General features: G+C 50.3%; 23 protein-coding genes. All 23 read right to left on the bottom strand.

The genetic code is table 11. The features are described from left to right. Positions 1 to 41: 41 nt before the first annotated feature. Positions 42 to 1139, bottom strand: coding sequence for a transcription termination factor NusA (nusA, locus tag IEY46_RS13400; RefSeq protein WP_188992497.1), 1098 nt, complete (start codon positions 1137 to 1139; stop codon positions 42 to 44). Between the two features lie 83 nt (positions 1140 to 1222). After that, a complete protein-coding gene (gene rimP, locus IEY46_RS13405) occupies positions 1223 to 1684 on the bottom strand; it encodes a ribosome maturation factor RimP (protein ID WP_188992498.1) in 462 nt (153 codons plus the stop codon). 371 nt (positions 1685 to 2055) lie between these two features. After that, the gene (locus IEY46_RS13410) at positions 2056 to 6363 is read right to left on the bottom strand and encodes a PolC-type DNA polymerase III (RefSeq protein ID WP_188992499.1); all 4308 of its coding nucleotides are present in this window, start codon (positions 6361 to 6363) and stop codon (positions 2056 to 2058) included. 135 nt (positions 6364 to 6498) lie between these two features. Continuing rightward, positions 6499 to 7947, bottom strand: coding sequence for a proline--tRNA ligase (gene proS / locus IEY46_RS13415; RefSeq protein WP_188992500.1), 1449 nt, complete (start codon positions 7945 to 7947; stop codon positions 6499 to 6501). Positions 7948 to 7955: 8 nt separating this feature from the next. Next, positions 7956 to 9236 carry an RIP metalloprotease RseP gene (gene rseP / locus IEY46_RS13420; protein ID WP_188992501.1) on the bottom strand — a complete coding sequence of 427 codons (1281 nt, stop codon included), beginning with the start codon at positions 9234 to 9236 and terminating at the stop codon, positions 7956 to 7958. 79 nt (positions 9237 to 9315) lie between these two features. Next, positions 9316 to 10455, bottom strand: a complete 1140-nt coding sequence (locus tag IEY46_RS13425) for a 1-deoxy-D-xylulose-5-phosphate reductoisomerase (RefSeq protein WP_188992502.1) — start codon at positions 10453 to 10455, stop codon at positions 9316 to 9318. Between the two features lie 14 nt (positions 10456 to 10469). Then, a complete protein-coding gene (locus IEY46_RS13430; RefSeq protein ID WP_188992503.1) occupies positions 10470 to 11267 on the bottom strand; it encodes a phosphatidate cytidylyltransferase in 798 nt (265 codons plus the stop codon). Between the two features lie 26 nt (positions 11268 to 11293). Next, complete coding sequence (gene uppS / locus IEY46_RS13435) at positions 11294 to 12046, bottom strand: undecaprenyl pyrophosphate synthase (protein WP_229750383.1); 753 nt, start codon at positions 12044 to 12046, stop codon at positions 11294 to 11296. Positions 12047 to 12132: 86 nt separating this feature from the next. After that, entirely contained in the window at positions 12133 to 12687 is a 555-nt protein-coding gene (gene frr / locus IEY46_RS13440; protein WP_188992505.1) for a ribosome recycling factor, read from the bottom strand. After that, a complete protein-coding gene (gene pyrH, locus IEY46_RS13445) occupies positions 12687 to 13415 on the bottom strand; it encodes a UMP kinase (RefSeq protein ID WP_188992506.1) in 729 nt (242 codons plus the stop codon). Before pyrH ends, frr begins: the two co-directional genes overlap by 1 nt. Positions 13416 to 13633: 218 nt before the next feature. Next, the gene (gene tsf / locus IEY46_RS13450) at positions 13634 to 14284 is read right to left on the bottom strand and encodes a translation elongation factor Ts (RefSeq protein WP_188992507.1); all 651 of its coding nucleotides are present in this window, start codon (positions 14282 to 14284) and stop codon (positions 13634 to 13636) included. Positions 14285 to 14510: 226 nt separating this feature from the next. Continuing rightward, a complete protein-coding gene (rpsB, locus tag IEY46_RS13455) occupies positions 14511 to 15209 on the bottom strand; it encodes a 30S ribosomal protein S2 (protein ID WP_188992508.1) in 699 nt (232 codons plus the stop codon). Between the two features lie 215 nt (positions 15210 to 15424). Beyond that, entirely contained in the window at positions 15425 to 16051 is a 627-nt protein-coding gene (locus IEY46_RS13460; RefSeq protein WP_188992509.1) for a hypothetical protein, read from the bottom strand. Continuing rightward, positions 16044 to 16619 (bottom strand): hypothetical protein, encoded by a 576-nt coding sequence (locus IEY46_RS13465; protein ID WP_188992510.1) that lies wholly within the window; start codon positions 16617 to 16619, stop codon positions 16044 to 16046. The genes IEY46_RS13460 and IEY46_RS13465 overlap by 8 nt, the downstream gene beginning before the upstream one ends. Before the next feature lie 33 nt (positions 16620 to 16652). After that, positions 16653 to 16982, bottom strand: a complete 330-nt coding sequence (locus IEY46_RS13470; RefSeq protein ID WP_188992511.1) for a hypothetical protein — start codon at positions 16980 to 16982, stop codon at positions 16653 to 16655. A 69-nt stretch (positions 16983 to 17051) separates the two neighbouring features. Further along, a complete protein-coding gene (locus IEY46_RS13475; RefSeq protein ID WP_188992512.1) occupies positions 17052 to 18458 on the bottom strand; it encodes a flagellar assembly protein A in 1407 nt (468 codons plus the stop codon). 19 nt (positions 18459 to 18477) lie between these two features. Further along, positions 18478 to 19263, bottom strand: a complete 786-nt coding sequence (locus IEY46_RS13480) for a FliA/WhiG family RNA polymerase sigma factor (RefSeq protein WP_188992513.1) — start codon at positions 19261 to 19263, stop codon at positions 18478 to 18480. Between the two features lie 4 nt (positions 19264 to 19267). Further along, positions 19268 to 19696, bottom strand: coding sequence for a hypothetical protein (locus IEY46_RS13485; protein WP_188992514.1), 429 nt, complete (start codon positions 19694 to 19696; stop codon positions 19268 to 19270). Position 19697: 1 nt separating this feature from the next. Further along, positions 19698 to 20192, bottom strand: coding sequence for a chemotaxis protein CheD (locus tag IEY46_RS13490; protein ID WP_188992515.1), 495 nt, complete (start codon positions 20190 to 20192; stop codon positions 19698 to 19700). After that, positions 20189 to 20773, bottom strand: coding sequence for a chemotaxis protein CheC (locus IEY46_RS13495; protein ID WP_188993816.1), 585 nt, complete (start codon positions 20771 to 20773; stop codon positions 20189 to 20191). The genes IEY46_RS13490 and IEY46_RS13495 overlap by 4 nt, the downstream gene beginning before the upstream one ends. Positions 20774 to 20810: 37 nt before the next feature. Continuing rightward, complete coding sequence (locus IEY46_RS13500; RefSeq protein WP_188992516.1) at positions 20811 to 21272, bottom strand: chemotaxis protein CheW; 462 nt, start codon at positions 21270 to 21272, stop codon at positions 20811 to 20813. 157 nt (positions 21273 to 21429) lie between these two features. Continuing rightward, the gene (locus IEY46_RS13505; protein ID WP_188992517.1) at positions 21430 to 23493 is read right to left on the bottom strand and encodes a chemotaxis protein CheA; all 2064 of its coding nucleotides are present in this window, start codon (positions 23491 to 23493) and stop codon (positions 21430 to 21432) included. A 48-nt stretch (positions 23494 to 23541) separates the two neighbouring features. Then, positions 23542 to 24810, bottom strand: a complete 1269-nt coding sequence (locus IEY46_RS13510; protein ID WP_188992518.1) for a protein-glutamate methylesterase/protein-glutamine glutaminase — start codon at positions 24808 to 24810, stop codon at positions 23542 to 23544. Between the last annotated feature and the right edge of the window lie 7 nt (positions 24811 to 24817).

Below are 24817 nucleotides of genomic sequence, written 5' to 3' on the forward strand. Positions count from 1 at the left end.
CGCAAGGCGCTTCGTAATGGAATCGCCTATCCAAGCTTTCGCTAGTCGACGGAGACGGAATCCTGATGCATCGTGCTCATAGCAGATTTCGGACGGCCATATTCCTGCTCGGCTTGCGTTTCGCTTTTGATATCAATTTTCCAGCCTGTCAGCTTGGCGGCCAGACGTGCATTCTGCCCTTTGATGCCGATAGCAAGCGATAACTGATAATCCGGCACGATCACGCGCGCCATTTTTTCCTGCTCGTATACGATAACTTCCAGCACCTTGGAAGGACTCAGCGCATTCGCGACATACTCTTCCACGCTGTCCGACCACCGGACGATATCGATTTTCTCCCCTTTGAGCTCCGTTACGATCATCTGAACACGCATGCCTTTTTGGCCAACGCAGGAGCCGACGGGATCTACCTCTTCATTGCGCGAATGAACCGCGATCTTCGAACGGAAGCCCGCTTCCCTGGCTACCGAGCGAATTTCTACGACACCATCGTATATCTCCGGCACTTCCAGCTCAAACAAACGCTTCAGCAGGCCGGGATGCGTACGGGAAAGGAAAATTTGCGGCCCTTTTGTGGTGTTCTCGACTTTGGTTATAAACGATTTCACACGGTCGCCGTGCTTGAATTTATCTGTCGGCATCAATTCGGTAAGCGGCAGCACCGCCTCCACCTTGCCAAGGTCGATAAACAGATTGCGCACATCCTGACGCTGCACGATCCCGTTTACGATATCTTCCTCTTTATCGATAAACGCATTATAAATGAGCCCCCGCTCCGCTTCGCGGATACGCTGGGTAACGACTTGTTTAGCCGTTTGAGCGGCAATACGCCCAAAATCACGCGGCGTTACTTCAATTTCGGCAATATCGTCCAACTGATAATGCGGGTTCAGTTCACGGGAGGCCTCCACTGAAATTTCAAGACGGGGATCGAACACTTCATCCACGACCGTCTTCCGCGCATAAACCTTGATCACACCTGTGAAACGGTTTATATCGACCCTTACATTTTGTGCTGTATTAAAATTGCGTTTGTAACTGGAAATTAATGCGGCTTCCAGTGCTTCTATTAAAATATCTTTGCTGATTCCCTTTTCACGCTCGATTTCCGACAGCGCTTCTATAAAATCCATGCTCATTGGAAATGAGTTCCCCCTTTCAAATCGTTCCTTGTTGGTTAAGGCAATGCTTGCGACATTTGGAAAAAGCGGCTGCCGCTCTTTTAGAAAACGATTGCCAGCCGGGCGCTTGCCACTTTGGTATATGGAATGCTTTGTTTCTTTTTGCCGATTTCAATGACAACTTCTTCGCCGTCAAACGAAAGAAGCGTACCCTCAAATTCTTTGGCTCCGCCCACCGGCTCATAGGTTGTAACAAAAACATGCTTGCCGACTGCTTTGGTTACGTCTTCGGGCTTCTTGAGCGGTCTTTCCGCCCCGGGCGAGGATACCTCAAGAAAATAAGCCTCTTGGATGGGATCGCTCTCGTCGAGCTTCTCGCTTATGAACTCGCTGATCCGACCGCATTCATCGATATCGATATTGCCTTCTTTATCGACAAAAATGCGCAGGAACCAGTTACTGCCTTCTTTTACATACTCCACGTCAACCAATTCAAATCCATGCTCGTCAAAAAAAGGCTGTACCATTTCTTCGATAACGGTTTTGATTTTTGCAGTGCTCAAAAATGCTGTACCCCCCACTGCAACTGCTAGCTGCTTCTAAGTGCAGCTCAGTCGTCAGTCAAATATCTGCAACTGCTCCTTGCATATACATGCAATTCAGCTGCTTTTAATCTATTGCTGCAACTGTTAATTGCGTACATATGCAATTCAATTGTCAGTAAACATTATAACTGCTGGCCGGTTATAACCGGTCCATCCGTTAGTTGTAACCACAAAAGTGCTTTGACAAAACGTAAAGAGTGGGTTTCCCCACTCTTCTGCGAAAAAGTCGTATCATCAGCATTGCCAGAAAAATTATACCATAACCATGTAGTGGTGACAACAAATGAATTACTTATACAGCCGATAAAGCGCTGCGTTCGGGACTATTTTTAAAATAATGAGAGCTGGTTGGATTCGGGAAGACCGCGGAAGCAGCCCATACCGTTCAACACTTCAACGATGGTTTTGGAAGCCTTGGACTTCTGTTGAAAATCCTCGATGGAAAGAAACTCTCCATAATCCCGCGCGGCGGCAATGTTGCGAGCTGCATTGTCACCAATCCCGGCTATAGCAGCAAACGGGGGAATAAGCGAATCCCCGTCAATGATAAAGCGGGTTGCATCCGAGCGGTAGAGATCAATCGGCTTGAACGAATAGCCGCGTGCCGTCATTTCCAGTGACATCTCCAACAGGGAAATGGAGCCTTTCTCTTTCGGCGTTGCCGTAAAACCCTTTTGCTCAATTTCAATCAGCTTGCGCAAAATCGCATCATACCCTTGGCAGAGCAGCTCCAGATCGAAATCTTCGGCACGAACCGTAAAGTAGGTCGCATAATAGGCAATTGGATGATAAAGCTTGAAAAAAGCCGTCCGGACTGCGGAAATAACGTAAGCGGCGGCATGCGCCTTCGGGAACATATACTCGATCTTCAAGCAGGAATCAATGTACCATTGCGGAACTTTGCAGTTCTTCATTTCCTCGATCCATTCCGGCGTAAGTCCTTTGCCCTTCCGTACGCTTTCGGTTATTTTGAATGCAAGTCCGGCATCCATTCCTGCCTTATAGATGAGAAAAAGCATGATATCGTCCCGGCAGCCGATAACCGTTTTGATTGTACACGTCCTGTTCTTAATCAGTTCCTGGGCATTGCCAAGCCACACTCCCGTACCGTGGGACAAGCCTGAAATTTGCAGCAGGTCGGCAAACGACGATGGTTTTGTTTCCTCGAGCATCTGACGGACAAACTTGGTGCCCATCTCCGGTACGCCATAAGTTGCGACAGGTGTGCGGATTTTCTCCGGCATGACGCCCAGCGCTTCCGAAGAATTGAACATGCTCATCACCTTCGGATCATTCATCGGGATGGTCGTCGGATCAACACCCGTTAAATCCTGCAGCATTCTCATCATGGTCGGATCATCATGACCGAGGATATCAAGCTTGAGCAAATTGCTTTCAAAGGCATGGTAATCAAAATGAGTCGTTTTCCATTCGGCATTTACATCATCCGCCGGAAACTGGACAGGTGTAACGTCCTCGACTTCCATATAGTCCGGAACAACCACGATACCGCCGGGATGCTGGCCCGTGCTTCGCTTCACGCCGGTACAACCGCCTGCCAGCCGCAGGATTTCAGCATTACGCCATTTTTTCCCGTGGTCTTCCTCATACTTTTTCGTATAGCCATACGCCGTCTTCTCAGCGATTGTACCGATGGTGCCTGCCCGGAATACGCATTTGGGACCAAACATCTCTTTGGTGAAATTATGGGCGATCGGCTGATATTCCCCGGAAAAGTTAAGATCGATATCGGGAACCTTATCGCCTTTGAACCCAAGGAACGTTTCGAATGGAATGTCCTGGCCTTCGCCTTTGAGCGCCTTGCCGCAATTGGGACATTTTTTATCCGGTAAATCAAAGCCGCTCGGATAGCTGCCATCGAGAAACCATTCGCTGTATTTGCAAGCTTCGTCAAGGCAGCTGTAATGGGCAGGAAGCGGATTAACCTCGGAGATTCCCAGGAAGGTGGCAACTACGGACGAGCCTACCGATCCCCTGGAGCCTACGAGATAGCCGTCTGCATTCGATTTTTTAACCAGGCGCTCGGAAATCAGATAGTTGGCAGAGAACCCGTATTTGATGATCGGCACAAGCTCTTTCTCCAGACGGGCAACAACAACCTCCGGCAGTTCATCCCCATACAGCCGCTTGGCCGTAGCATAACATGTGCTGCGGATTTCCTCTTCTGCCCCTTCAATTATAGGGGTAAAGAGTTGAGCCGGAAACATATCGAATGGCTCGAATCGATCGGCCAGCTCCGAAGTATTCTTGACCACTACTTCATAGGCGCGCGCTTCTCCGAGAAAAGCGAATTCCTCCAGCATTTCATTCGTCGTCCGAAAATGGGCATCCGGCTTGCGCAGATCTTTAAGCGGACTGAAGCCGGTAATGCCATGAATGGTAATTTCCCGGAACAGCTTCTGCCTTGGCAGCAGATAATGTACATTTCCCGTTGCGATTACGGGCTTGCCCAGCTTGTCGCCGATCTCGCAAACACGACGGAGCGCCTGTTCAATCTCGGCCCGGCTGGCAACGAATCCTTTGTCCACCAGATGCATATAGAAGCCGATTGGCTGAACCTCCAGCACATCGTAAAAATGCGCCACTTCCTCCGCTTCCTCCTGCGATTTATTCAGTACCGCTTCGAAGAACTCGCCCTTCTCGCAGCCGGAAATAACCAGAAGCCCTTCTCTATGATCCGTCAGCTTGCTCTTCGGTATAGTCGCAACGCGCTTGAAATGCTCCGTATGCGACAGCGAAATCAGCTTGAACAAGTTTTTCTTGCCGGTGGCATTAAGCGCGTAGATACAGCAATGGAACGGCCTCATATTCGATAAATCAAGCCCCACATAATCGTTCAGCATATGCAGTCCGGTCACGTTGCGTTTGGCCGCATCGCCGATCAGCCCATAGAGAATGCCGCCCAGAGCAATGGAATCGTCAATCGCCCGGTGATGGCTTTCGAGGCTTGCTTTATATTTGTCCGCCAAGGTGTTCAGTCTGTGGTTCTTCATCGTCGGATGAAGAAAGCGGGCCAGCTCCAGCGTGTCCAGCACCGGATTATTAAATTCCGGCTTTCCGCTGCGCTTGCAGGCTGCTTGTATAAAGCCCATGTCAAACCGGGCATTGTGGGCGACAAGCACGGCATCGCCGACAAAATCGATAAATTCGATCAGTTTGGGTTCCAGCTCCGGAGCGTCGGACACCATTTCGTTCGTAATGTTTGTCAGCTGCTGAATATGATAAGGAATCGGTTCATGCGGATTGATAAAAGTGGAGAAACGTCCGATTTCCTTGCCGTCCTGCATTTTGACGCCGGCCAGCTCGATAATCTTGTTGTTCACTACGGACAATCCGGTCGTCTCGATATCAAATACGATATAAACCGCTGTTTGCATATCTTCCTCGCGGGAATTCATCACCATCGGGACAGCATCATTGACAACATTGGCCTCCAGGCCGAACAGCACCTTGATCCCATGCTTCTTGGCCGCCTTGGCCGCTTCGGGATAACACTGCACATTGCCGTGATCGGTGATGGCAACCGCTTTATGCCCCCATTTGGCCGCCTGCTTGATATAGGCGTCAACGGGTGTGACAGCGTCCATTGTGCTCATCGTCGAATGAAGATGGAATTCGACGCGTTTTTCCGCTGCCTCATCCTTGGGTTCCTTGGGCGATACCACCTCATGGAGATCCGAAGGCATCATAACAAGCTCAGGCTCCTGCATGAAACGGTCGTACTCCACACGCCCGCGCGCCTTGATCCATTTGCCATTGGAGAGCTGGCTGAGCACTTTCACATCATCTTTCGTTTTGGCAAACATCTTCATGGCGATGGAATCAGTAAAGTCCGTTACGTTGAACGTAAACAGGGTGCTGCCATTACGCAGCTCCTTCACATCGAGACCGAAGACGGTACCTTGCACGGTAACCTTCTTCTCCTCTTCCAAAACGTTCATGATCGGCACCGCTTCTTCACGGATATCATAACCGACCACCAGCCGTACATCGCCTTCAGCCACATCAGGAACCTCGGCAGCGGCGCTTGTCATCATTTGCTGGATCACTTCACGCTCTTCCAGGTCACGCTTCTGGGCGAATTGGTCGTATTCTTCCTGATTCTTCTGTCCGACCGAGAGCTTCAATCTGCATGCACGGCCAAACTGCTCCTCAAAAAATTGCACAGCCATTTCATCGATCTTCTTCTTGCGCGCAAGCTCAAGACCCATCTCATCCGGCAAAGCCAAAGTGGCCATACCGTTTTCGATTTCCAGCTTGGCCCGTCCAAGCCATCCGTTTACGGATGCGTTCTGCTTCTGGACCCATTCGACAAAAGCCGGCCAATATTCAATCATCAGCTCATCATTCGTTACTCCTTCATCGTAGGTGAATGAAAAAGTAACTTCCGCCAAATGCGCGAACTTGGACTGAACAGTCCGGCAAAAAACGCCAAAAGCCTCTAGAGGAACCAAAGACGTTTTGCATATGCAAAACGTCCATTCCCGGTTGCTCCGGCTTACGATCACTTTGTCGATATATCCGTCCCCAAAATGCTCATCGGTCAGTTGCTGCGGCAGCTCCGCCTGCTTCATCATCAGTTCGAAGCGATGCCGCTTTTCCCCGGTTTGGCTCATCGTTTCCTCCTAAAAGTTTCTAGTGCAACTTTCTGGATTACCCCACAGCGAGCTGGAAACTCACTTCGGAAGCATAAGCTCTATCCATACATGTTCAATTTTCGTCCGTGTTCAAGTCCCCGTTAACTTGAACAATCAGTATGCTCGGGCAAAAACAACCGTATGCTGTGCTTTATCGCCGCATACCAAACATGTGGTTTTGTGTTCGGCCGGCTCAAACGGAATATTCCGGCTTGTTGCGCCGGTTTCTTCCTTCACCTGCTTCTCACAGGCTTCCGAGCCGCACCAGCCAGCCAGTGCGAAGCCTCTTTTCTCTTCCAGCAGCGCCTTCATCTCGTCCAGCGTCTCCACGGAATGGGAATGATCCGCGCGGAACTGCTTCGCGCGCTCCAGCATACCGCTCTGAATCTCAGCAAGCATGCGCTCCACTTCCACTGTCAGATCAACTTGAGCAACCATCCGCTTCTCGCCGGTCAGACGCGAAACAAGGACGACTTGTCCGTTCTCCATATCACGGGGTCCAAGCTCCAGACGAAGCGGAACGCCGCGCATTTCATATTCGTTGAATTTCCAGCCGGGGCTTACTTCGCTGCGGTCATCCACTTTCACGCGGACGCCGGCCTTTTTCAACTCGGCATACAGCTCGTCTACTCGGCCGATAACCTGCTCCCTCGTCTTCGGAGGACCGATCGGAATCATCACGACTTGGGTTGGTGCTACCTTCGGGGGAAGCGCCAGCCCGCGGTCATCCCCATGCACCATAATAAGCGCACCTATCAGGCGGGTCGTTACGCCCCAGGAGGTGGTATGGGCAAACTGCTGGGTATTCTCGCGATCCAGAAACTTGATATCAAAGGCAACGGCAAAATTAGTGCCCAGATAATGAGACGTACCGGCCTGCACGGCCCGTCCGTCTTTCATCATCGCTTCGATGGAATAGGTATCCACCGCGCCTGCGAACTTTTCTGATGGCGTTTTTTGCCCTACGATTACGGGAATCGCCAGAAAGTTCTCGGCAAAATCCTTGTAAATCGCCAGCATTTGAGCTGTCTCGGCTCTTGCTTCCACTTCTGTCTCATGGGCGGTATGGCCTTCCTGCCAGAGAAACTCCGTTGTACGCAGGAAAGGCAGCGTCCGTTTCTCCCAACGCACTACGTTTGCCCATTGATTGATGAGCAGCGGCAAGTCGCGGTAGGACTGCACCCATTTGGAATACATATGTCCGATAATGGTCTCGGATGTCGGCCTGATCGCCAGCCGCTCCTCAAGCTTCTCCCCACCGGCCTCCGTCACCCAAGGAAGCTCGGGATTAAAGCCCTCTACATGCTCCTTCTCTTTCTGGAAGAAGCTTTCCGGAATCAGCATCGGGAAATAAGCGTTGCGATGTCCTGTTTCTTTGAACCTTCGGTCCAGCTCGTCTTTCATATGCTCCCAAATCTCAAAACCATCCGGGCGGAACACGATACAGCCCCGTACCGGCGAGTAATCCATCAATTCGGATTTCTTGATGACATCGATATACCATCTGGAGAAATCCTCGCCCTGCGGTGTGATTTCCGTAACAAACTGCTTCTCTTTCGACATAACCGGATTCAGTGCTCCCCTCGTACCAATCGCAAAATGTCATTATAGGTTACGGCAAGCATGAGCAGCATCAGCATCGCAAAGCCGATAAAATGCACCATGCTTTCCCGGCTCGGATCAACCGGACGCCCGCGGACAGCCTCAACCCCAAGGAAGATCAGGCGGCTGCCGTCAAGCGCCGGTACCGGCAGCAGATTGAATATCCCCAGGTACAGGCTGAGAAGTGCAGCCCACGAGGTCAATTGCGCTATACCCTGCTCGGCGATCTGGCTGGTTACTTGTGCGGTACGAACAGGTCCGCCCAGATCATCCAGCTTAAACTCACCGAATATTAATTTCTTGAAGCCTTGAAAAATACTGACGGTCATGGATTTCATCATTTTCCCGGAAAGGGTGATGGTTTCCCCGACACCCACAGACCGCATAGGATAAGCGGCTGTTATTCCTACTTTGCCATCCCCTGTAGTCGGGTCCGGCTCCGGTGTCATTTTGAACTCCATGGGCTTACCGTCACGAATCACGCCAAGCGTAATCGTTTTGTTGGGCGATTCGCTAATCAGCTTGATCATTTTGTCATAATCAATGCCGACTTGCTGTCCATTCACGGAATCGATGACGTCACCAGACTGCAGGTCGGTCTTGGATGCAGGCATGCCTTCTCGAACATCACCGATCAGCAGTCGATCCGGGTTATCCATCGGCACGCCGGCCATTTGGAAATAAAGCGCAAATAGCACAAAAGCCAAAATAAAATTCATCATCGGTCCGGCAAAGATCGCCAGCGCCCGCTGTCCGACTGTTTTACTGCCAAATTGGCGGTCAACCGGCGCAATCTGCGTTTCTCTGCTTTTGGCTATCAGCAGTGCCTTCGGATCAATCGCAAACGTCTCCGATACGCCATCCGAAAGCAGTGTCAGCTTAAGGCTTCGCTCAATATCAATGGATTCGACCTCACCGCGAACGACGTTGGCCCGCTCGTCAAGCCGATCCAGATACATTCTGGTCACGACATCATTAACCACCCGGACCGCAATGGTCTGACCCGGCTGAACTTCCACAAGCTCGGGATCCTCGCCTGCCATCCTCACAAACCCGCCTGCCGGTATCAACCGCAAGGTATAACGGGTCTCACCGCGTTTAATCGAGAACAGCTTCGGTCCAAATCCAATGGCAAATTCTCTCACTAAAATTCCGGCCCGCTTCGCGAAATAAAAGTGACCCCATTCATGAATGGTCACAATGACGAAGAAAACCATTACCGTCAAAAAGACGACTTGTATCATATGCATCGCTGCTCTAGCCTCCTGTCCGTAACGGCCTGTACTAAGATTATCATTATTCTCACGTCCGTTACAAGAGAACTAAACGTCAGATCGATGCAGCTTCTATTCGGGCCCAAGCATCCACCTCGCCAATCGCCGCTACATCCGGTACCGCAGCAACCGTATGCCGTTCAAGCACTTGCTCGATAACGCGTTCAATATCCAAAAATGAAATCGCCCCAGCCAGAAAACGGGCGACCGCCGTTTCATTGGCTGCGTTAAACACGGTTGGTGCCGATAGCCCGGCACGTCCGCATTCATAGGCAAGTCTCAGACAAGGATACCTTGCAAAATCCATCTCGCGAAATTGCAGTTTCCCAATCCTTCTCAAATCAAGGGCTTCGGTTTGCGTTGGCTGCCGCTCCGGATACGTCAGCGCATATTGGATCGGCACGCGCATATCCGGCATTCCAAGCTGGGCAATAACGCTATTGTCTACATATTCAACATACGAATGGATAATGCTTTCCGGATGGATCAGAACATCAATCTGATCATAATCCAAATCGAATAACCAATGGGCTTCAATTACTTCAAGTCCCTTGTTCGCCATCGTTGCAGAGTCGATCGTGATCTTGGCTCCCATCGCCCAGTTCGGGTGGTTCAGGGCCTCATCCACGGTCACGCCTTCAAGCTGCGCTCTGGTCCGATCGCGGAATGAGCCTCCTGAAGCGGTCAAGGTAATCCGTTTGACCGCTGAGCGTTTTTCACCGTTCATGCATTGAAAAATAGCGGAATGCTCACTGTCAATCGGGAGTATCGCAACCCCCTTTCGGGAAGCGCGCTTCATCACGATATGCCCGGCTGTCACAAGCGTTTCTTTGTTTGCCAGCCCGATATCCTTCCCTGCATCGATGGCTGCAAGCGTCGCATTCAAGCCGCGGCTGCCCATAATTGCCGTTACCACTGTATCCGCTTCGGCTTCAGAGGCGATTTCAATCAGCCCTTCCTCGCCATAGACCACCTTTGTTCCAAATGGGACATGAAGTTTAGCTTCATCCGCAAGGGGCTTTGAAGCCAAGCAAACAACACGGGGTCGAAACCGCCTCACTTGTTCAATCAATAATTCGACATTGCCGCCTGCAGACAGACCGACAATTTCATAGGCATCAGGGTTAGCCTCGACAACGTTGAGCGTTTGTGTGCCAATTGAGCCGGTAGAGCCCAGAATCGTTAGTTTCTTCATCCTACACCATCCTTCTAAGCTAGCGGCAGCAGGTCAGTCAGCACCAGCAGCGGAAAGACCACAATCCAGCTGTCGCAGCGGTCAAGCACCCCGCCGTGGCCAGGAAGTATGGATCCGGTATCCTTAATGCCGCGCACCCGTTTGTAGGCAGATTGAATGAGATCGCCCAATTGACCCGCTACAGCGGCGACAAATCCGATAAGCAGGGCATGTCCGAGCCCGATGGCATCGGGGTAAATCACTGCAAAGACAGCGGCGACAAGCAAGGACAGCACAACGCCTCCCAGCGAACCTTCAATCGTCTTATTGGGGCTGATCGCCGGCCACAGCTTATGTTTGCCAATCGCCTTACCAATAAAATAAGCACCAATATCGGATGCCCAGATCGTTCCGAATGCCAGACATGTCGTCAAAAGGCCATTAGCATCGCTGCTTCGAACCTCGTACATGGCATCGAATCCAAAACCGACATAGAGCGCACCCAGAAGGAGCAGCGCCGCATTGTCAATCGTCATTTTGTTTTTCGTAAGAACCGTAACGGTCAGTACCAAAAACATCAGGAGCCAAAGTATATGTAGCGTTGGCGGGGGTACGCGATCCAGTTCCTCCCAGGGAACAAGCAGGAATAGCATGCCTGCAAATCCAATCAGTGAAGCCGGATGATACCAGGCGAGACCATTCATTCTGGTGAACTCCGCAAACCCGATTACAGCGAGCAGAAGCAGAAGACCATAAAAAAACCAACCGCCAAGCACGGTAAGAACAATAAATAGGGCGCCACCAATGACGCCGGTTATGATACGTTGTTTCAAGGTTTGGCACTCTCCCGTAAAGCCGTTTACACTCCGCCATACCGACGTGCTCGACGTTGATATTCGCGAACGGCATTATAAAAATGCTCATCTGTAAATTCAGGCCAATAGACGTCCGTAAACCACATCTCGCTATATGCCAGCTGCCACAGCATGAAGTTGCTTAACCGCAACTCCCCGCTGGTCCGTATCAACAGATCGGGATCAGGCATACCGGCGGAAAGAAGACGGCCCGCCATATGGGATTCATCAATATCCTGTGGATTCAGGGCACCGGTTTGCACCGCTTCCCCAATTTGTCGGACGGCTTCGATCATTTCCTTGCGGCTTCCATAATTCAGAGCGAAATTAAGAACAAGTCCGGTATTATTGGCCGTTTGTCGAACAGCCTCTTCCACAGCATCAAGCGTATGTGAAGGCAGCGCTTCTTTGTAGCCCATCATACGCACCTGTACATTTTTTTCAATAAGTTCGTTTAACTCTATCGCGAGAAATTCCTGGGGAAGCTTCATCAGAAACTCCACTTCCGCTTTGGGGCGTTTCCAGTTCTCCGTGGAAAAAGCATAAAGGGTTAAATATTTCACGCCGAGCCGGTCTGCGGCCATTGTAATCCGCTTCACCGCCTTCATTCCGGAATGATGGCCGGCCATACGGGGCAGGCCTCGGCTTTTGGCCCATCTTCCGTTGCCGTCCATAATGATCGCGATATGCTGCGGTATGTTGTCAGTATCGGGCGTCTGCAACGGTGTCGCCGGCGCTTTACCGAATAAGGCTCTCAGTCGCTGAAACACATGTTCGTCCTCCCACCGCTAAACGTCGATTTATGCAATAAACCCCACCTGTCGGAGGGGCCGGTGAGCTTGCATTATACTTCCATAATTTCTTTCTCTTTGGTGACCAGAACTTTATCGACTTCCGCGATAAATTTATCAGTTACCTTCTGAACATCGTCCTGATGACGGCGTGATTCATCTTCGGAAATATCGGTTTTCTCCATCTTCTTGATATCGTCATTCGCATCGCGGCGAACATTGCGGATGGCCACCTTGGCTTCTTCCCCGAAACGTTTGGTCATTTTGACGAGCTCCGTACGGCGCTCTTCTGTCAGCATTGGAATTCCGATCCGGATTGTGCTTCCGTCATTGGATGGCGTTAAGCCCAAATCCGATTTCAAAATCGCTTTCTCGATCGCTCCCAGAGAGGTTTTGTCCCACGGCTGGATGAGAAGGGTCCGGGAATCCGGCGTATTAATATTAGCCAATTGGGTAACCGGGGTCATGGTTCCATAATATTCCACCTGAACACGGTCCAGCAGAGCAGGTGTAGCCCGTCCCGCGCGGAGCGTGGAGAGATCGCGCTTCAGGGCGCTGATCGCTTTGTCCATCCGTTCTTCAGCATTTTTCTTAATGGCTTGAGGCATTAATCGACACTTCCTTTCACGATGGTTCCGATTTTCTCGCCCAGTACGACTCGTTTAATATTTCCCTGCTTGGTAATGGCAAATACGACAAGAGGAATATTATTGTCCATACATAAAGAAGTTGAGGTTGAATCCATAACGCCGAGATTACGGTTAAGTACATCCAGGTAAGTAAGGGTATCGAACTTCTCTGCTGTCTCATCCTTAAACGGATCTGCGGAATAGACCCCGTCCACTTTGTTTTTGGCCATCAGAATCACTTCGGCTTCAATCTCGGCAGCCCGAAGTGCGGCCGTTGTGTCCGTAGAGAAGAACGGATTGCCAGTGCCTGCGGCAAAAATAACGACCCGTCCTTTCTCGAGGTGGCGAATCGCCCTGCGGCGTATATAAGGCTCGGCAATTTGCTGCATGGCAATCGAAGTTTGTACCCTTGTAGGAACTTCCATCTGCTCCAGGGCATCCTGAAGGGCCAGCGAGTTCATGACCGTAGCTAACATTCCCATATAATCGGCTGTCGCCCGGTCGATGCCTTTGGCTGTTCCTGCAATCCCCCGCCAAATGTTACCGCCGCCCACGACAATCGCTACTTCAACCTTTAATTCTACTACTTCCTTGACCTGCTCCGCAATCGATGCGATAACTGCAGCGTCAATTCCATATCCATTATTACCCGAAAGCGACTCTCCGCTTACTTTTAGCACAATACGTTTGTATACGGGACTTTGCATTCGTGGTATACCTCCATCTTTGGCCTTGTTTCCAAGGCCATATACTTTGCTTGGATACAGCATCCGTCACTTTCGTTCAAGAGCTGTTTAACATCAGATAAATCGGAACATGGTCCCGTACATTCAGCAATACGTTCTTTCGCGGCAGATGTCGTAAAATCTGTATTCAAAACAACAGGCGGGGCGTACGCCCCGCCCCACCCGTGGCACGCTTGGAATTATTTTTTTACTTGCGACATAACTTCAGCTACAAAGTTGTCTTCTTTCTTTTCCAGGCCTTCGCCCAGCTCGAAACGAGCAAAACGACGGATCGAGATGTTTTCGCCGATCGTGCTGATTTTCTCATTCAGCAGGTTGGCAATCGTTTTGTCAGGATCTTTAATGAATGGCTGCTCAAGCAAGCAAAACTCTTCATAGTATTTGCCGATGCGGCCATCAACCATTTTTTCCACGATGTTAGCCGGTTTGCCTTCGTTAAGGGCTTGAGCTTTCAGAATCTCGCGCTCTTTATCCAGCTCGTCCTGTGATACTTCGTCGCGGCTGACAAATTTCGGGTTGGCTGCGGCGATTTGCATCGCGATGTCGCGGGCAAACTCGCGGAATTGATCGGTTTTGCCGACAAAGTCAGTTTCACAGTTGATTTCTACCAAAACGCCGATGCGGCCTCCGGCATGGATGTATGATTCAACAACGCCTTCAGTCGCAATACGGCCTGCTTTGTTCGCAGCTGCGGAGAGGCCTTTCTCTCTGAGAATGTCGATCGCTTTGGGAATATCGCCGTTTGCTTCTTCCAGAGCTTTTTTGCAATCAAGCATTCCTGCCCCTGTTTTTTCACGTAGTTCTTTGACCGCACTAGCATTAACCGCCATAATGATAAACCTCCTATTGTTCTTAAGTATATGCAAGCTTGTTTGGCATTCTTTCGCTCAAGAAGAAACGGCTAACGCTGTCTATTACGGCTAGCCAAGTTTCTTCCCTTGGAAACATAAGACTGGTATAGATGAAAACTTAACCATTCTTATATTTCAAAAAAAGGGCGGTGAGAGGTTTTTCACCGTCTGACCACCCTTTCTTGCTGACTCTATGAAACGAAGCCTAAGCTGTCGTTTGTTCGCCTTGGTTAGCTTCGACGATGGCATCTGCCATTTTGGCCGTAAGCAATTTCACTGCGCGGATCGCGTCATCGTTACCCGGAATTACATAATCGATTTCGTCCGGATCACAGTTCGTGTCCACGATGCCCACAATTGGAATGCCCAATTTGCGTGCTTCAGCAACTGCGATACGCTCTTTGCGTGGATCAATGATGAAAAGCGCGCTAGGCAGGCTTCTCATGCCCTTGATGCCGCCGAGGAATTTCTCGAGGCGATCTTTCTCTTTGCGGAGAATGATAACTTCTTTCTTCGGCAATACGTTGAAAGTACCGTCTTCTTCCCACTTCTCAAGTGTGCGCAGACGATCGATACGTTTTTGGATGGTTTGGAAGTTAGTCAGCGTTCCGCCGAGCCAACGTTGGTTGATGTAGAAGTTGCCGCAACGCTCTGCTTCTTCTTTAACCGAATCCTGTGCTTGTTTTTTTGTGCCGACGAAAAGCATGGTGCCGCCTTCTTCCGCTATAGAGCGTACGAAGTTGTAGGCTTCTTCGACTTTCTTGACTGTTTTTTGCAAGTCAATGATGTAAATTCCGTTTCTTTCCGTGAAGATATAACGATCCATCTTTGGGTTCCAGCGACGAGTCTGATGACCGAAGTGCACCCCAGCTTCAAGCAGCTGCTTCATGGATATAACCGCCATACTTCAACACCTCCTGTAAATTGGTTTTTTTGGTTTCCTCCGCAAATATCATTTCCCGTTAAAACTTCGGCCGGGCCGAAGCACCATTAACGAAATTAATCTGCGTGTGTTTTTAACACCGTCAATTAATATACCATATCTGCATGTCCACGTGCAACACTGTTTACATTGAACATTTCAACCTTTTCAATAATTTAAAAAACGGGGGCAAGGGTTTAGCCGCGGGCTTGTTTATCCATCTCCGCCTCTGCTTCCTTCGGTGGAATCGGCTCGCCGGTAATAATCTTCTTGACCTGCTTTACAGAAGGGGTGCCTGTAAATCGAAAATAGCCCGCACGCACTTTAACATTACGCATCAGGTCTATAAACGCCTTCTTATCTGCAATAATATTGTTCTCGGCCAGCAGCTGAGCCGTATCCGTCAGATTGGTATTGGGAGGGATGCGGACAATGATGCGCTTTGCCTCCTCCTCCTGGGAGCTTTCTGCTGGCTTGTCCGAATTCGGCTTTACTGAACCGGGCTTCGTTTCCGGCTGCTTGCCTGCCCCATTCTCTGGCTTCACGGACTCTCCGGTATCGCTCTTCTGCGCCGGATCCGGTATTGTTTGCTTATCCTCCTGCGCCGCAGAGGCCTGCTTATCAAGCTCAGCTTTGTGTTTCGCGCGTTCCGAGTCCAGCAGCTGGTCGAGCTCAGACTGGGAATATAGCTTTTCATCATCGTTTTGCTGTTCATAATTTTGAAGTCCATCGGCCTGCTTTTCGCCGACGAGCATCAGCTGCAGCAAAACCGCACCGATCATAATGCCAACACCGAGTCCAAATAGAAAGGGCCTTTTATCCATGATGAGCCTTTTCCTCCTGTTTGGATAACTGGAGAATCAGCTGCACTTCTCCTTTATTCATAGCCAGCTTCCTGGCGATCGCTTCTACGGATTTCCCGCTGTCATGCTGCTCGAACAGCTCCGGATACCGGCTGCGTATCGTCGGCGGTCTTGGGACGGATACCTCAGGCTCGGAAGCTTCGGGAACAGGTTGCTGTTCCGTTGTTGTCTCCTGAATCGGAGCGGCAGCGTTCGTGACGGTCTGATTAACCGGTGCAGCTGAAGCTGCGGCTAACAGCAGCTTGGCCTGGTCGGCAAGCGATTTCTCCAGTTCCTTACACCGCAGCTCCAGCTCCTCGATCCGGTTGTCGCGGCGGACTGACTGCTGATTGGCATCCTGCTGTGCCTTGGTCACGAGACTTGCGAGGTCGCGGTTGTCCGCTTCCATGTTCTCCATAAACTGCTCAAGTGCTGTTTCCATATTTCGTACCGTCTGGGTTTGAACGCCTTGTCCGCTTCGGCGCGGCAGCAATACTGCTCCAACAATAGAGAGCGCCCCTAGAAGTACAATGATTTGCCATGATTCCATAACCTTCACCTGCAATCCGCTGTTCTGCCAACATCATAGCGAGATATCAATATGCTTGCCCTTATAAGGATGATCTGGAGCAGCGTGTGAATTTGCCGCTTCATCCAAGGCGGATTCTTCTTTCTCTTCCCCCGGCCTCTTCCGCTTGGAGGAATATCCCGGCTGCTGCTGGTTATGGATGCCGGGCTTCGCGCTCTGCTCGATTTCGGTGTTTCTGGACCGCTGCTGTTCCGTCTGCTTGACCGTGTCGCCTTCAAGCTGGGCCTGGTCAAGTATCGGCTTTTGGTTCATTTGACTCTGAAGGTTCCCTTTTTCCGGGGTTCGTGGAATGGATACTTGCAAATCAATGGACCTATAAGTCATCCTTTTCCCCTCCAATCACGCCTCAGCCACTGGTAAATAGCTGCGCATAATAATTATCAGGCGAGTTAATTACTTAAGAGGGACCGTGATAATATCCCCTTCCGAATACCGGAAAGAAATTCGTTCGATCGCATCCTTAACAAAACGCGTGTAACGGCCAATCACGATTTTGGTTCCGCCATAAATAATATTTACAGCGTCTACCCTGGCGTTATCCGTATCCTCCAGCGATTTTTCGATATCCAGTATCCGTTCCCGGTAACCGGCCACCTCTTCCGTCGTTTGACGTTTTGTTGCCCCAAGCTTGATGCGCATTCCGAGCTTATCAGGAGCCAACTGGCCGACCGCCGCAAGCTGATCGAGAAGCGTCAGCGCTTTCTCGGTCTTGTCCAAATTATCGTACAACTGCTTAACCTGGCGGCGCAAATCCAGCAATTCGGTTCTTAACTCCGGCCGGACGCCAACCTCGATTGCCGTTACAGTAGACATCGTATTGCCGATAACCCGCGCTACAACGCGCTCCCCTGCCTGTATCGTTCCGCCGACGATCAAGCCTTTTGCTCCGCTGCATATCACATTCATCCCCGCCTTTACATGGGAATGCATAATGCTTTGCGTCACCAGGACATCCTCCGCCGCAGTGACATTGCCATCTTGAATAAAGGAGCTTTTCACATTTTTGCCTGCCCGTACATAACCTTTGTTACTGGCCAGAATTCCGCCCGTAACTTCTATAGATCCATCAGAGTCCAGCTCTGCGCCTTCGACACCCCCGATAACACGGATGTCCCCCGCGGCTTTTATACGAAATCCCGTCAGCACATTTCCTCTTACTACTACTGTGCCGACAAAATCAATATTTCCGATCTTGTAATCAATGTCCCCGTTAACCTCATAGACCGGGAATACATTGATTTTGGTTTTGTCCGTCATGGTGATTAGCCCGTCAATTGCGGCGTAGAGAGCGTTTTGTTCCGGCCCCAGAACGACATTTTTACCCATTTTAAAATAAGCCTCTTTGCCGTTCTTGCAGGGAATGTCCTCCCCGGTAACGGATTTGCCCATCCGTCCTTCCGTTGCGGGAACTTTCTCCGCAATCAGCTGGCCGCGCTTGACGTTCTTTAATGCATTCACTTCTTTGAAATCGACTTTTCCGCCTTCAATTTCAGCAGGCTTGTGCTGTTCTTCTTTCATGCTCTGAATGAAACGAATCGATCCGTCTACCCCGTTCCGGGGTTCAATTCCGCGCGCGATGACGGTTTGGGTATAGAAATATTTGCCGGGTTGTTCACAGATCTGCCGAATAACATCTGATTTGATTCCATAATGGATTCCATTGCTGCGTATATATTCTTCAAGCTGGCTTGGCGTACAGGCGAATTTCTCGTCCGCTACGTTGAATTGCAACAATGCTGTCAGTTTGTCCTGTGACAACTGGACGACAATGTGAGCTTCGAGCGTTTCGGAAATTGACACTGCTGATCCCCCTTCAAAGCTAATTTTGCATCAGTTGATCCTTCTGTTTATCAAGAACCCCCCGTAACCGTAAAATAGCTTTGGAATGAAGTTGAGATATGCGTGATGGCGATAAAGACATGACTTCAGCTATTTCACTTAACGAAAGCTCTTCATAATAAAATAATGAAATAACAGTTCTTTCCTTCTCTGTTAGACGCTCAATGCCGCGCACAAGCGATTCTTTCAAATAAAACTCATTGACCTTGTGGTCGGGGTTTTTGGCTTTTTCATCCACTAGCAGTGAAAGTCTTGTCTCCGACTCTTCCTCACGGATAGGATCCTCAAGCGAGCAAACGGTCGTAACCGCAATTTCCTGAAGCATATGTCCAAATTCCTTCTCGCTGACATTCAGATAATCGCTGATTTCAGCATCCGTAACAGAGCGAAGCACCTTCTGCTCGAGTATTTGGTACGCTTCCTCGATTTTTTTGGCTTTCTCCCTTACGGAACGCGGAACCCAGTCCCCCTGGCGCAGTCCGTCAATAATGGCTCCTCTTATCCTCCAGGAAGCATAGGTCTCAAATTGCAAGCCCCTGCGGTAATCGAACTTCTCAATCGCATCGATCAGGCCCATAACGCCGTTGCTGGCCAAATCGTCTTTCGACACATTCTTCGGCAGACCAATTGCCATTCGGTTGCTGACATACTCCACCAGCGTCAAATAAAACTCAATCAGCCTTTTTTTTGCTTCAATGTCTCCGTCTTCTTTCCATTTCCGCCAAATCTCGATGTTAGACAAATGAGGCGCTTTCGGCTCAATCATCGTTTCACCCTCCTGTCAGGTGACGAATGGCTTTTGCCAATTCTTCAGGCTCTTTGTTTTGCGTTGATACGAGCTTTGGAGGCGTAAGAGGCTGAAAAGGCACTTGCTCATCCGTATCCGTCTTTACGTTCCCATCCAGCTGCATTCTCAACATCTCATTCAATTGATCGGTTTCATCCGGTGTCGACATATCAACGGTGCTGCCCTTATTTTCATCCATTGTCTCAGGTTCCTGCACAGGCTTCGTGACGATTTCCCGAAAAACAGCGGCTAATACAATTCGAAACAGGTACGCGAGTACAAAAAAGGCGATAAAGGCATACACGGACCGCACCGCGCTTACGCCAAGCCCATTGCTGTCTAGCGAAAATAAAAAGGTTAGCACGACTCCGAACAGGCCGAGTCCGACATTCCAGCGCCAAGATCCCATCATGCTAAATCTCCTTTATACCAAACTGGACGCTTCTGATGCTTAAAACGCCGCTAAAGCTGTCAAATTCGATGGTTCTTCCATAATTACCGCCCGTATCCTCCGAATGAATCGGTATGGAAAATTTCGCCAGTACAAGTTTGCATGACTCTACATTGCGCGGGCCAATCCGCATGGCATCGTTCTGCGATGCAAAAGCAAACATTTGGGCTCCGCCTGCCATCTTGGCGATTAATCGGGCAGAAACTGCTCCCGCTTGCTTCATTCGGGCAATAAGTTCAGGGATTGCCGTATCCGCGTATTTAGCCAGATTGATGGATGCTTCCCGCGCAATATCGGAAGTTGGCAGCATCACATGCGCCATTCCAGCAACCTTTGCTCTTTCGTCAAACAAGGTAAGGCCTACACATGATCCAAGTCCGGATGTCTTGAGTGTGCTTCCATCGAATACGATATTCAGATCGGCCATACCTACTTTTACCACATTTTGCTGTATCATTCGATCGGCACTCCCAAAGAGCTGAAGATTTTGTCAAAAGATTCCGGGTCCGGTATGAGAAAAAAATGGCCTTCAAGCTCTTCTTGCCCTTCCAGAAACGTGGTATCAATCAAAAGAGCCGAGTCTCCCATTTCCCCGTACGTGGTAATTCCGTAGCTCATAATCGCGCCCGCCATATCGACAGTAATAGCCGGGACGGTAGGTGTCATGGTGAGCTTCGTGAAATCGGCCAGCGAGGAGAGATAGGAACCCGCAAGAATGTTGCCGATCTCGGATAAGGCTGAGTACTCCATCTCCGAGTAGCCGGAATCCTCTACCGGCATGGAAAGCAAAGTCCGCAAAAGCTTCTTGGCAGAGTCCTCTTTAATAAGAAAGAACATGCTGCCGGGAGCATCGCCCTCCACCCGGAGAAAAACCGCGACCACAACCTGCTCGAATCCCCCGACCTTGTCCGCAACCTGTTCGAAAGGAATGAGGCTGACTGTCGGAACATTCATATCGACTGGCTTGTCCAGAAGCCTTGAAAGTGCCGTAGCGGCGTTCCCGGCGCCGATATTGCCGACTTCCTTCAAGACATCCATTTTAAAGCCCTCTAATTTCAGCAGTGGGTTCACTTTATTAATCCTCTAGCTGCTCAAGCTGGATAATTTCCTTTTTGCTCAGCACCTCGGACAAATTCAGCATAATAAGCAGCCGGCTGTCTCCAATTTTGGCAACCCCGCGCAAGTACTTCGCTTGAATGCCACCGACAACCTCGGGAGGACTGTCAATATTGTCCGAATCAATGTCAATGACGTCATTAGCTGCATCAACAATGAAGCCGACCTCCAGATCATCTACCGCAACGATAACAATCCTGGAGCTTTCCGTCGTTTCCGATTCTTTTAGGCCAAAGCGGCCCCTCAAGTCAATGACAGGCAAAACGATCCCGCGCAGATTGATGACGCCTTTGATAAAGGCGGGTGTTTTGGGAACCCGGGTAATCGGCATCATACGTTCAATGGTCCGGACTTTTTCAACTTCAATCCCGTACTCTTCCGATGCTAGTCCAAATACGATCACTTTAATTTCCTCACCCATGCTAAATTCCCTCCTAAGAGTTTTCTTGTACTTCCTTGAATATGCTCCTCTGCAACAAGAAAGCTCACATCGGAAGCATAAGCTTAAGTTTTCTTGTACTTCCTTGAATATGCTCCTCTGCAACAAGAAAGCTCACATCGGAAGCATAAGCTTAGCTTTACTTAATAAGCGCATTCGGATCGATAATGAGTGCCACCTGTCCATCGCCAAGAATCGTCGCTCCCGAAACAGCTTCGATATTCGTCAAATACTTGCCCAGCGATTTTAATACGATCTCGCTCTGGCCGATAAATTCATCCACCATCACCGCACCGATTTTATCGCCTTTGCGGATCACCACGATTTCGGTCTCATCCTCCTGGTCCTCAAAGAAGGAGGTGGATTCCATCACCTGGCCCAGAGAGATCGCCGGTATGACCGAACCGCGATATTCAATCATCCGGTTTCCGTGGATTTTACGGATATGCTCTTTGCGGATGATACCAGTCTCCACAATAGATGAGAGCGGAATCGCATATTTCTCATTACCCAATTTGATCAGCATGGCTGAGATGATGGAAAGAGTAAGCGGCAATTGAATGGAGAATTTGGTTCCCTTGCCCAGCTCCGATTCTATGCTTACATGTCCGCCCAGCGTGGTAATTTTAGACTTTACGACATCAAGCCCGACACCACGTCCGGAAATGTCCGAAATTTTGTCAGCGGTACTAAAGCCTGCCGCGAAAATAAGCATATTTACTTCGCTGTCGGTGAGTCTGTTGGCTTCTTCAGGAGTCACGATACCATTCTTGATCGCCGTTTGCTTGACTTTCTCTCTGTTGATGCCATTACCGTCTTCCTGGACTTCAATGAAGACATGGTTGCCGCTGTGAAAAGCCCGCAGATGGATCGTCCCGATTTCCGGCTTGCCTGCAGCGATCCGGTCGGCGACCGATTCAATCCCGTGATCCAGTGAGTTGCGGAGCAAATGGACCAGCGGATCGCCAATCTCATCCACAACCGTCCGGTCAAGTTCCGTATCTGCCCCGGTAATAACGAGATCCACTTTCTTATCCAATGATTTGGCAAGATCGCGAACCATACGCGGAAAACGGTTGAATACGGATTCCACCGGTACCATCCGCAGCTTGAGCACGATGTTTTGCAAATCTCCGCTTACCCGCGTCATATGCTCCACGGTTTCCGTCAGATCATTGCGCCGGATTTCACTGGCTAGCTGCTCCAGGCGCACCCGGTCAATAAGCAGCTCGCTGAACAGGTTCATCAGTGCGTCCAGCCGCTCGATATCCACACGGATGGTGCGTGATAAATTATTGGCTGAGGCGTCTCGTGTTTGAGCAGCTCTTGCGGCCACAGGCGTCTCCGATTTCGGTGTAGCCGGCATGGCGGCAATTGCAGGTGCGGCAGCCTGGACGGTGGCGGCTGTTTGAACAATAGCGCCGCCAATCTGTACCAAGGTCTCATGATCCAAAGCCGTGATTACAGCGCCTTCAATCTCGGATACCGACTCGATACCTTTTTGAAGCTCTTCACCGCTGATGCTGGATATGGTAAAGACGGTAAACGAGCGTTCGAATTTCTCTTGCTCAATCTCCTGCACGCTCGGTGAGGATTTAACGATCTCTCCGCTGCGTTCCAGAAAATCGAATACCATATATGCACGGGCTGCTTTGAGCAGGCAATCCTCACGGATCGTAACCACGACATGAAAGGCGGACAAGCCGCTTTCAATGGACTGCAGCAGAATCGAGGACTGGAACTCATCCAGCATAGCCGAACTCTCGCCGGCTCCGGTCTGTTGTGCCTGGGCGTCTGAGCCCGCTAGCTGGTCCTTTTGGTAGTCTCCTTTGACAATCGCCTTCAGCGAAGCAACGATTGGAGTAACATCGGATTTTCCGGTTCCTCCTCCGATGATATCCTGAACCATCGATTCAAGAGCATCCAGACCTTTAAACAGGGTATCAAATATAAAGCTGTCCATTTTGAGCTTGCTGTTGCGGACCAGGTCCAGAACATTTTCCATCTCATGGGTCAGGGACGCCAAATCTTCATACCCCATAGTCGCGGACATTCCCTTCAGCGTATGAGCCGAGCGGAAAATGATCTGCACGATGCTGATGTCCTCAGGGTCACCTTCCAGCTTTAGCAGATTTTCATTAAGCGACTGCAGATGATCATTCGATTCATCAATAAACATTGATAAATAGGCATTCATATCCATTCCAGACACCTCCTGTTGAAATATTTTCCAGGCGAATAAAAGTTGCGTTTACCCCCTGACCGCTTCGATAAGCGCAGGTGCGATTTGCCTCAGCGGCATGACCGATTTGGCAACGCCTGCTTCTACCGCTGATCGGGGCATCCCGTAAACGATGCATGATTCCTCCGCTTCGGCAATTGCGTTTTCACCGCCGCTCTCGTTGATGGCCCGCATGCCTTTAACCCCGTCGCTCCCCATGCCGGTCATAATAACGGCATGCCGCTTCAGCTCAGGGAAAGCAGCACAGGATTCAAACATGATATCAACCGATGGACGATGTCCGCCTTGCGGCGGTTCCTGTGAAAGCTTGATGAGATAACCGCCGGCATCCTTGGAAAGCCTCATGTGATAGCCTCCAGGGGCAATATACACGGTCCCCGCATAAACGCGCTCATTATGCTCCGCTTCCCGGACATGCACGGAGCTGAAGTTGTCCAGCCGCTGGGCGAGAGAGCGTGTGAATTTAGGGGGCATATGCTGGACAACCAACACAGGAGCGGGCAAATTTCCCGGCAGCGCGGATATCACCTCATGCAGCGCACGGGGACCGCCAGTCGACGTACCGATAGCAATCAAATGCCGGAATGTGCTTGTCGGCTTCAACATCGCTTTCGGACGCGGAGCGTCTAGCTCCATGTCATCAAAGGAATCAAGAGAAAAGGATTCATCCGGCTGCAGCACGGAAAGCTTGGCGGCATCCGGTTTTTTAGCCGTATCCTTTGTTTTTTTCGTTGCCGGCGGAGCCTCTTCTATTTCTTTATTTGAAAAAGGTGGTTTAGCCGGTTTGCGTGGTTTCAGAACCTTCTTTAAATTTTCCATCGCTTTGGCTGCCGCTGCTGCAGGCTTCTGCGGCGTTTGGGATACCGGAGTCTGCCGTTTGGTCATAACGGCAATCCGCAATTTCTCCAACAGCTGCTCGCCAACGCTATGAATATCGGGTGAAAGCGGTCCGGACGGCTTGCGTATAAAATCGAATGCTCCGTACTGGAGCGCTTTGATCGTTTCTCTGGCCCCATCATCGCTTATGCTGGAAAGCATAATGACCGGGGCGCGGTAGATACGCATGATTTGCCTTAACGCCTCCAGACCGTTCATCTCCGGCATTTCCAAATCCATCGTGATGACATCCGGCTTCCACTGAGTCACGGATTCAAGGGCTTCCCGTCCGTTGGCCGCTGTGGCGACGATCTCGAAATTGGGATCGGCGGAAATGATATCGCTAAGGATTTTGCGCATAAAAGCGGAATCGTCAACCACAAGCACGCGATGGGCGTTCATTGGTGTT

The sequence above is a fragment of the Paenibacillus nasutitermitis genome (assembly GCF_014641075.1).
Taxonomy (GTDB): domain Bacteria; phylum Bacillota; class Bacilli; order Paenibacillales; family Paenibacillaceae; genus Paenibacillus_Z; species Paenibacillus_Z nasutitermitis.

What these genes read in the sequence shown, in the direction of transcription:
- IEY46_RS13425 (WP_188992502.1), bottom strand. Translation starts at nt 10,455, where the DNA reads ATGAAGAAACTAACGATTCTGGGCTCTACCGGCTCAATTGGCACACAA.
- proS (WP_188992500.1), bottom strand. Translation starts at nt 7,947, where the DNA reads ATGTCGAAAGAGAAGCAGTTTGTTACGGAAATCACACCGCAGGGCGAG.
- pyrH (WP_188992506.1), bottom strand. Translation starts at nt 13,415, where the DNA reads ATGCAAAGTCCCGTATACAAACGTATTGTGCTAAAAGTAAGCGGAGAG.
- frr (WP_188992505.1), bottom strand. Translation starts at nt 12,687, where the DNA reads ATGCCTCAAGCCATTAAGAAAAATGCTGAAGAACGGATGGACAAAGCG.
- nusA (WP_188992497.1), bottom strand. Translation starts at nt 1,139, where the DNA reads ATGAGCATGGATTTTATAGAAGCGCTGTCGGAAATCGAGCGTGAAAAG.
- IEY46_RS13505 (WP_188992517.1), bottom strand. Translation starts at nt 23,493, where the DNA reads ATGGATATGAATGCCTATTTATCAATGTTTATTGATGAATCGAATGAT.
- IEY46_RS13410 (WP_188992499.1), bottom strand. Translation starts at nt 6,363, where the DNA reads ATGAGCCAAACCGGGGAAAAGCGGCATCGCTTCGAACTGATGATGAAG.
- IEY46_RS13485 (WP_188992514.1), bottom strand. Translation starts at nt 19,696, where the DNA reads ATGATGGGATCTTGGCGCTGGAATGTCGGACTCGGCCTGTTCGGAGTC.
- IEY46_RS13495 (WP_188993816.1), bottom strand. Translation starts at nt 20,773, where the DNA reads ATGGATGTCTTGAAGGAAGTCGGCAATATCGGCGCCGGGAACGCCGCT.
- rpsB (WP_188992508.1), bottom strand. Translation starts at nt 15,209, where the DNA reads ATGGCGGTTATATCCATGAAGCAGCTGCTTGAAGCTGGGGTGCACTTC.
- IEY46_RS13500 (WP_188992516.1), bottom strand. Translation starts at nt 21,272, where the DNA reads ATGGGTGAGGAAATTAAAGTGATCGTATTTGGACTAGCATCGGAAGAG.
- IEY46_RS13480 (WP_188992513.1), bottom strand. Translation starts at nt 19,263, where the DNA reads ATGATTGAGCCGAAAGCGCCTCATTTGTCTAACATCGAGATTTGGCGG.
- IEY46_RS13465 (WP_188992510.1), bottom strand. Translation starts at nt 16,619, where the DNA reads ATGGAATCATGGCAAATCATTGTACTTCTAGGGGCGCTCTCTATTGTT.
- IEY46_RS13470 (WP_188992511.1), bottom strand. Translation starts at nt 16,982, where the DNA reads ATGACTTATAGGTCCATTGATTTGCAAGTATCCATTCCACGAACCCCG.
- IEY46_RS13490 (WP_188992515.1), bottom strand. Translation starts at nt 20,192, where the DNA reads ATGATACAGCAAAATGTGGTAAAAGTAGGTATGGCCGATCTGAATATC.
- IEY46_RS13510 (WP_188992518.1), bottom strand. Translation starts at nt 24,810, where the DNA reads ATGAACGCCCATCGCGTGCTTGTGGTTGACGATTCCGCTTTTATGCGC.
- rseP (WP_188992501.1), bottom strand. Translation starts at nt 9,236, where the DNA reads ATGCATATGATACAAGTCGTCTTTTTGACGGTAATGGTTTTCTTCGTC.
- IEY46_RS13460 (WP_188992509.1), bottom strand. Translation starts at nt 16,051, where the DNA reads ATGGATAAAAGGCCCTTTCTATTTGGACTCGGTGTTGGCATTATGATC.
- tsf (WP_188992507.1), bottom strand. Translation starts at nt 14,284, where the DNA reads ATGGCGGTTAATGCTAGTGCGGTCAAAGAACTACGTGAAAAAACAGGG.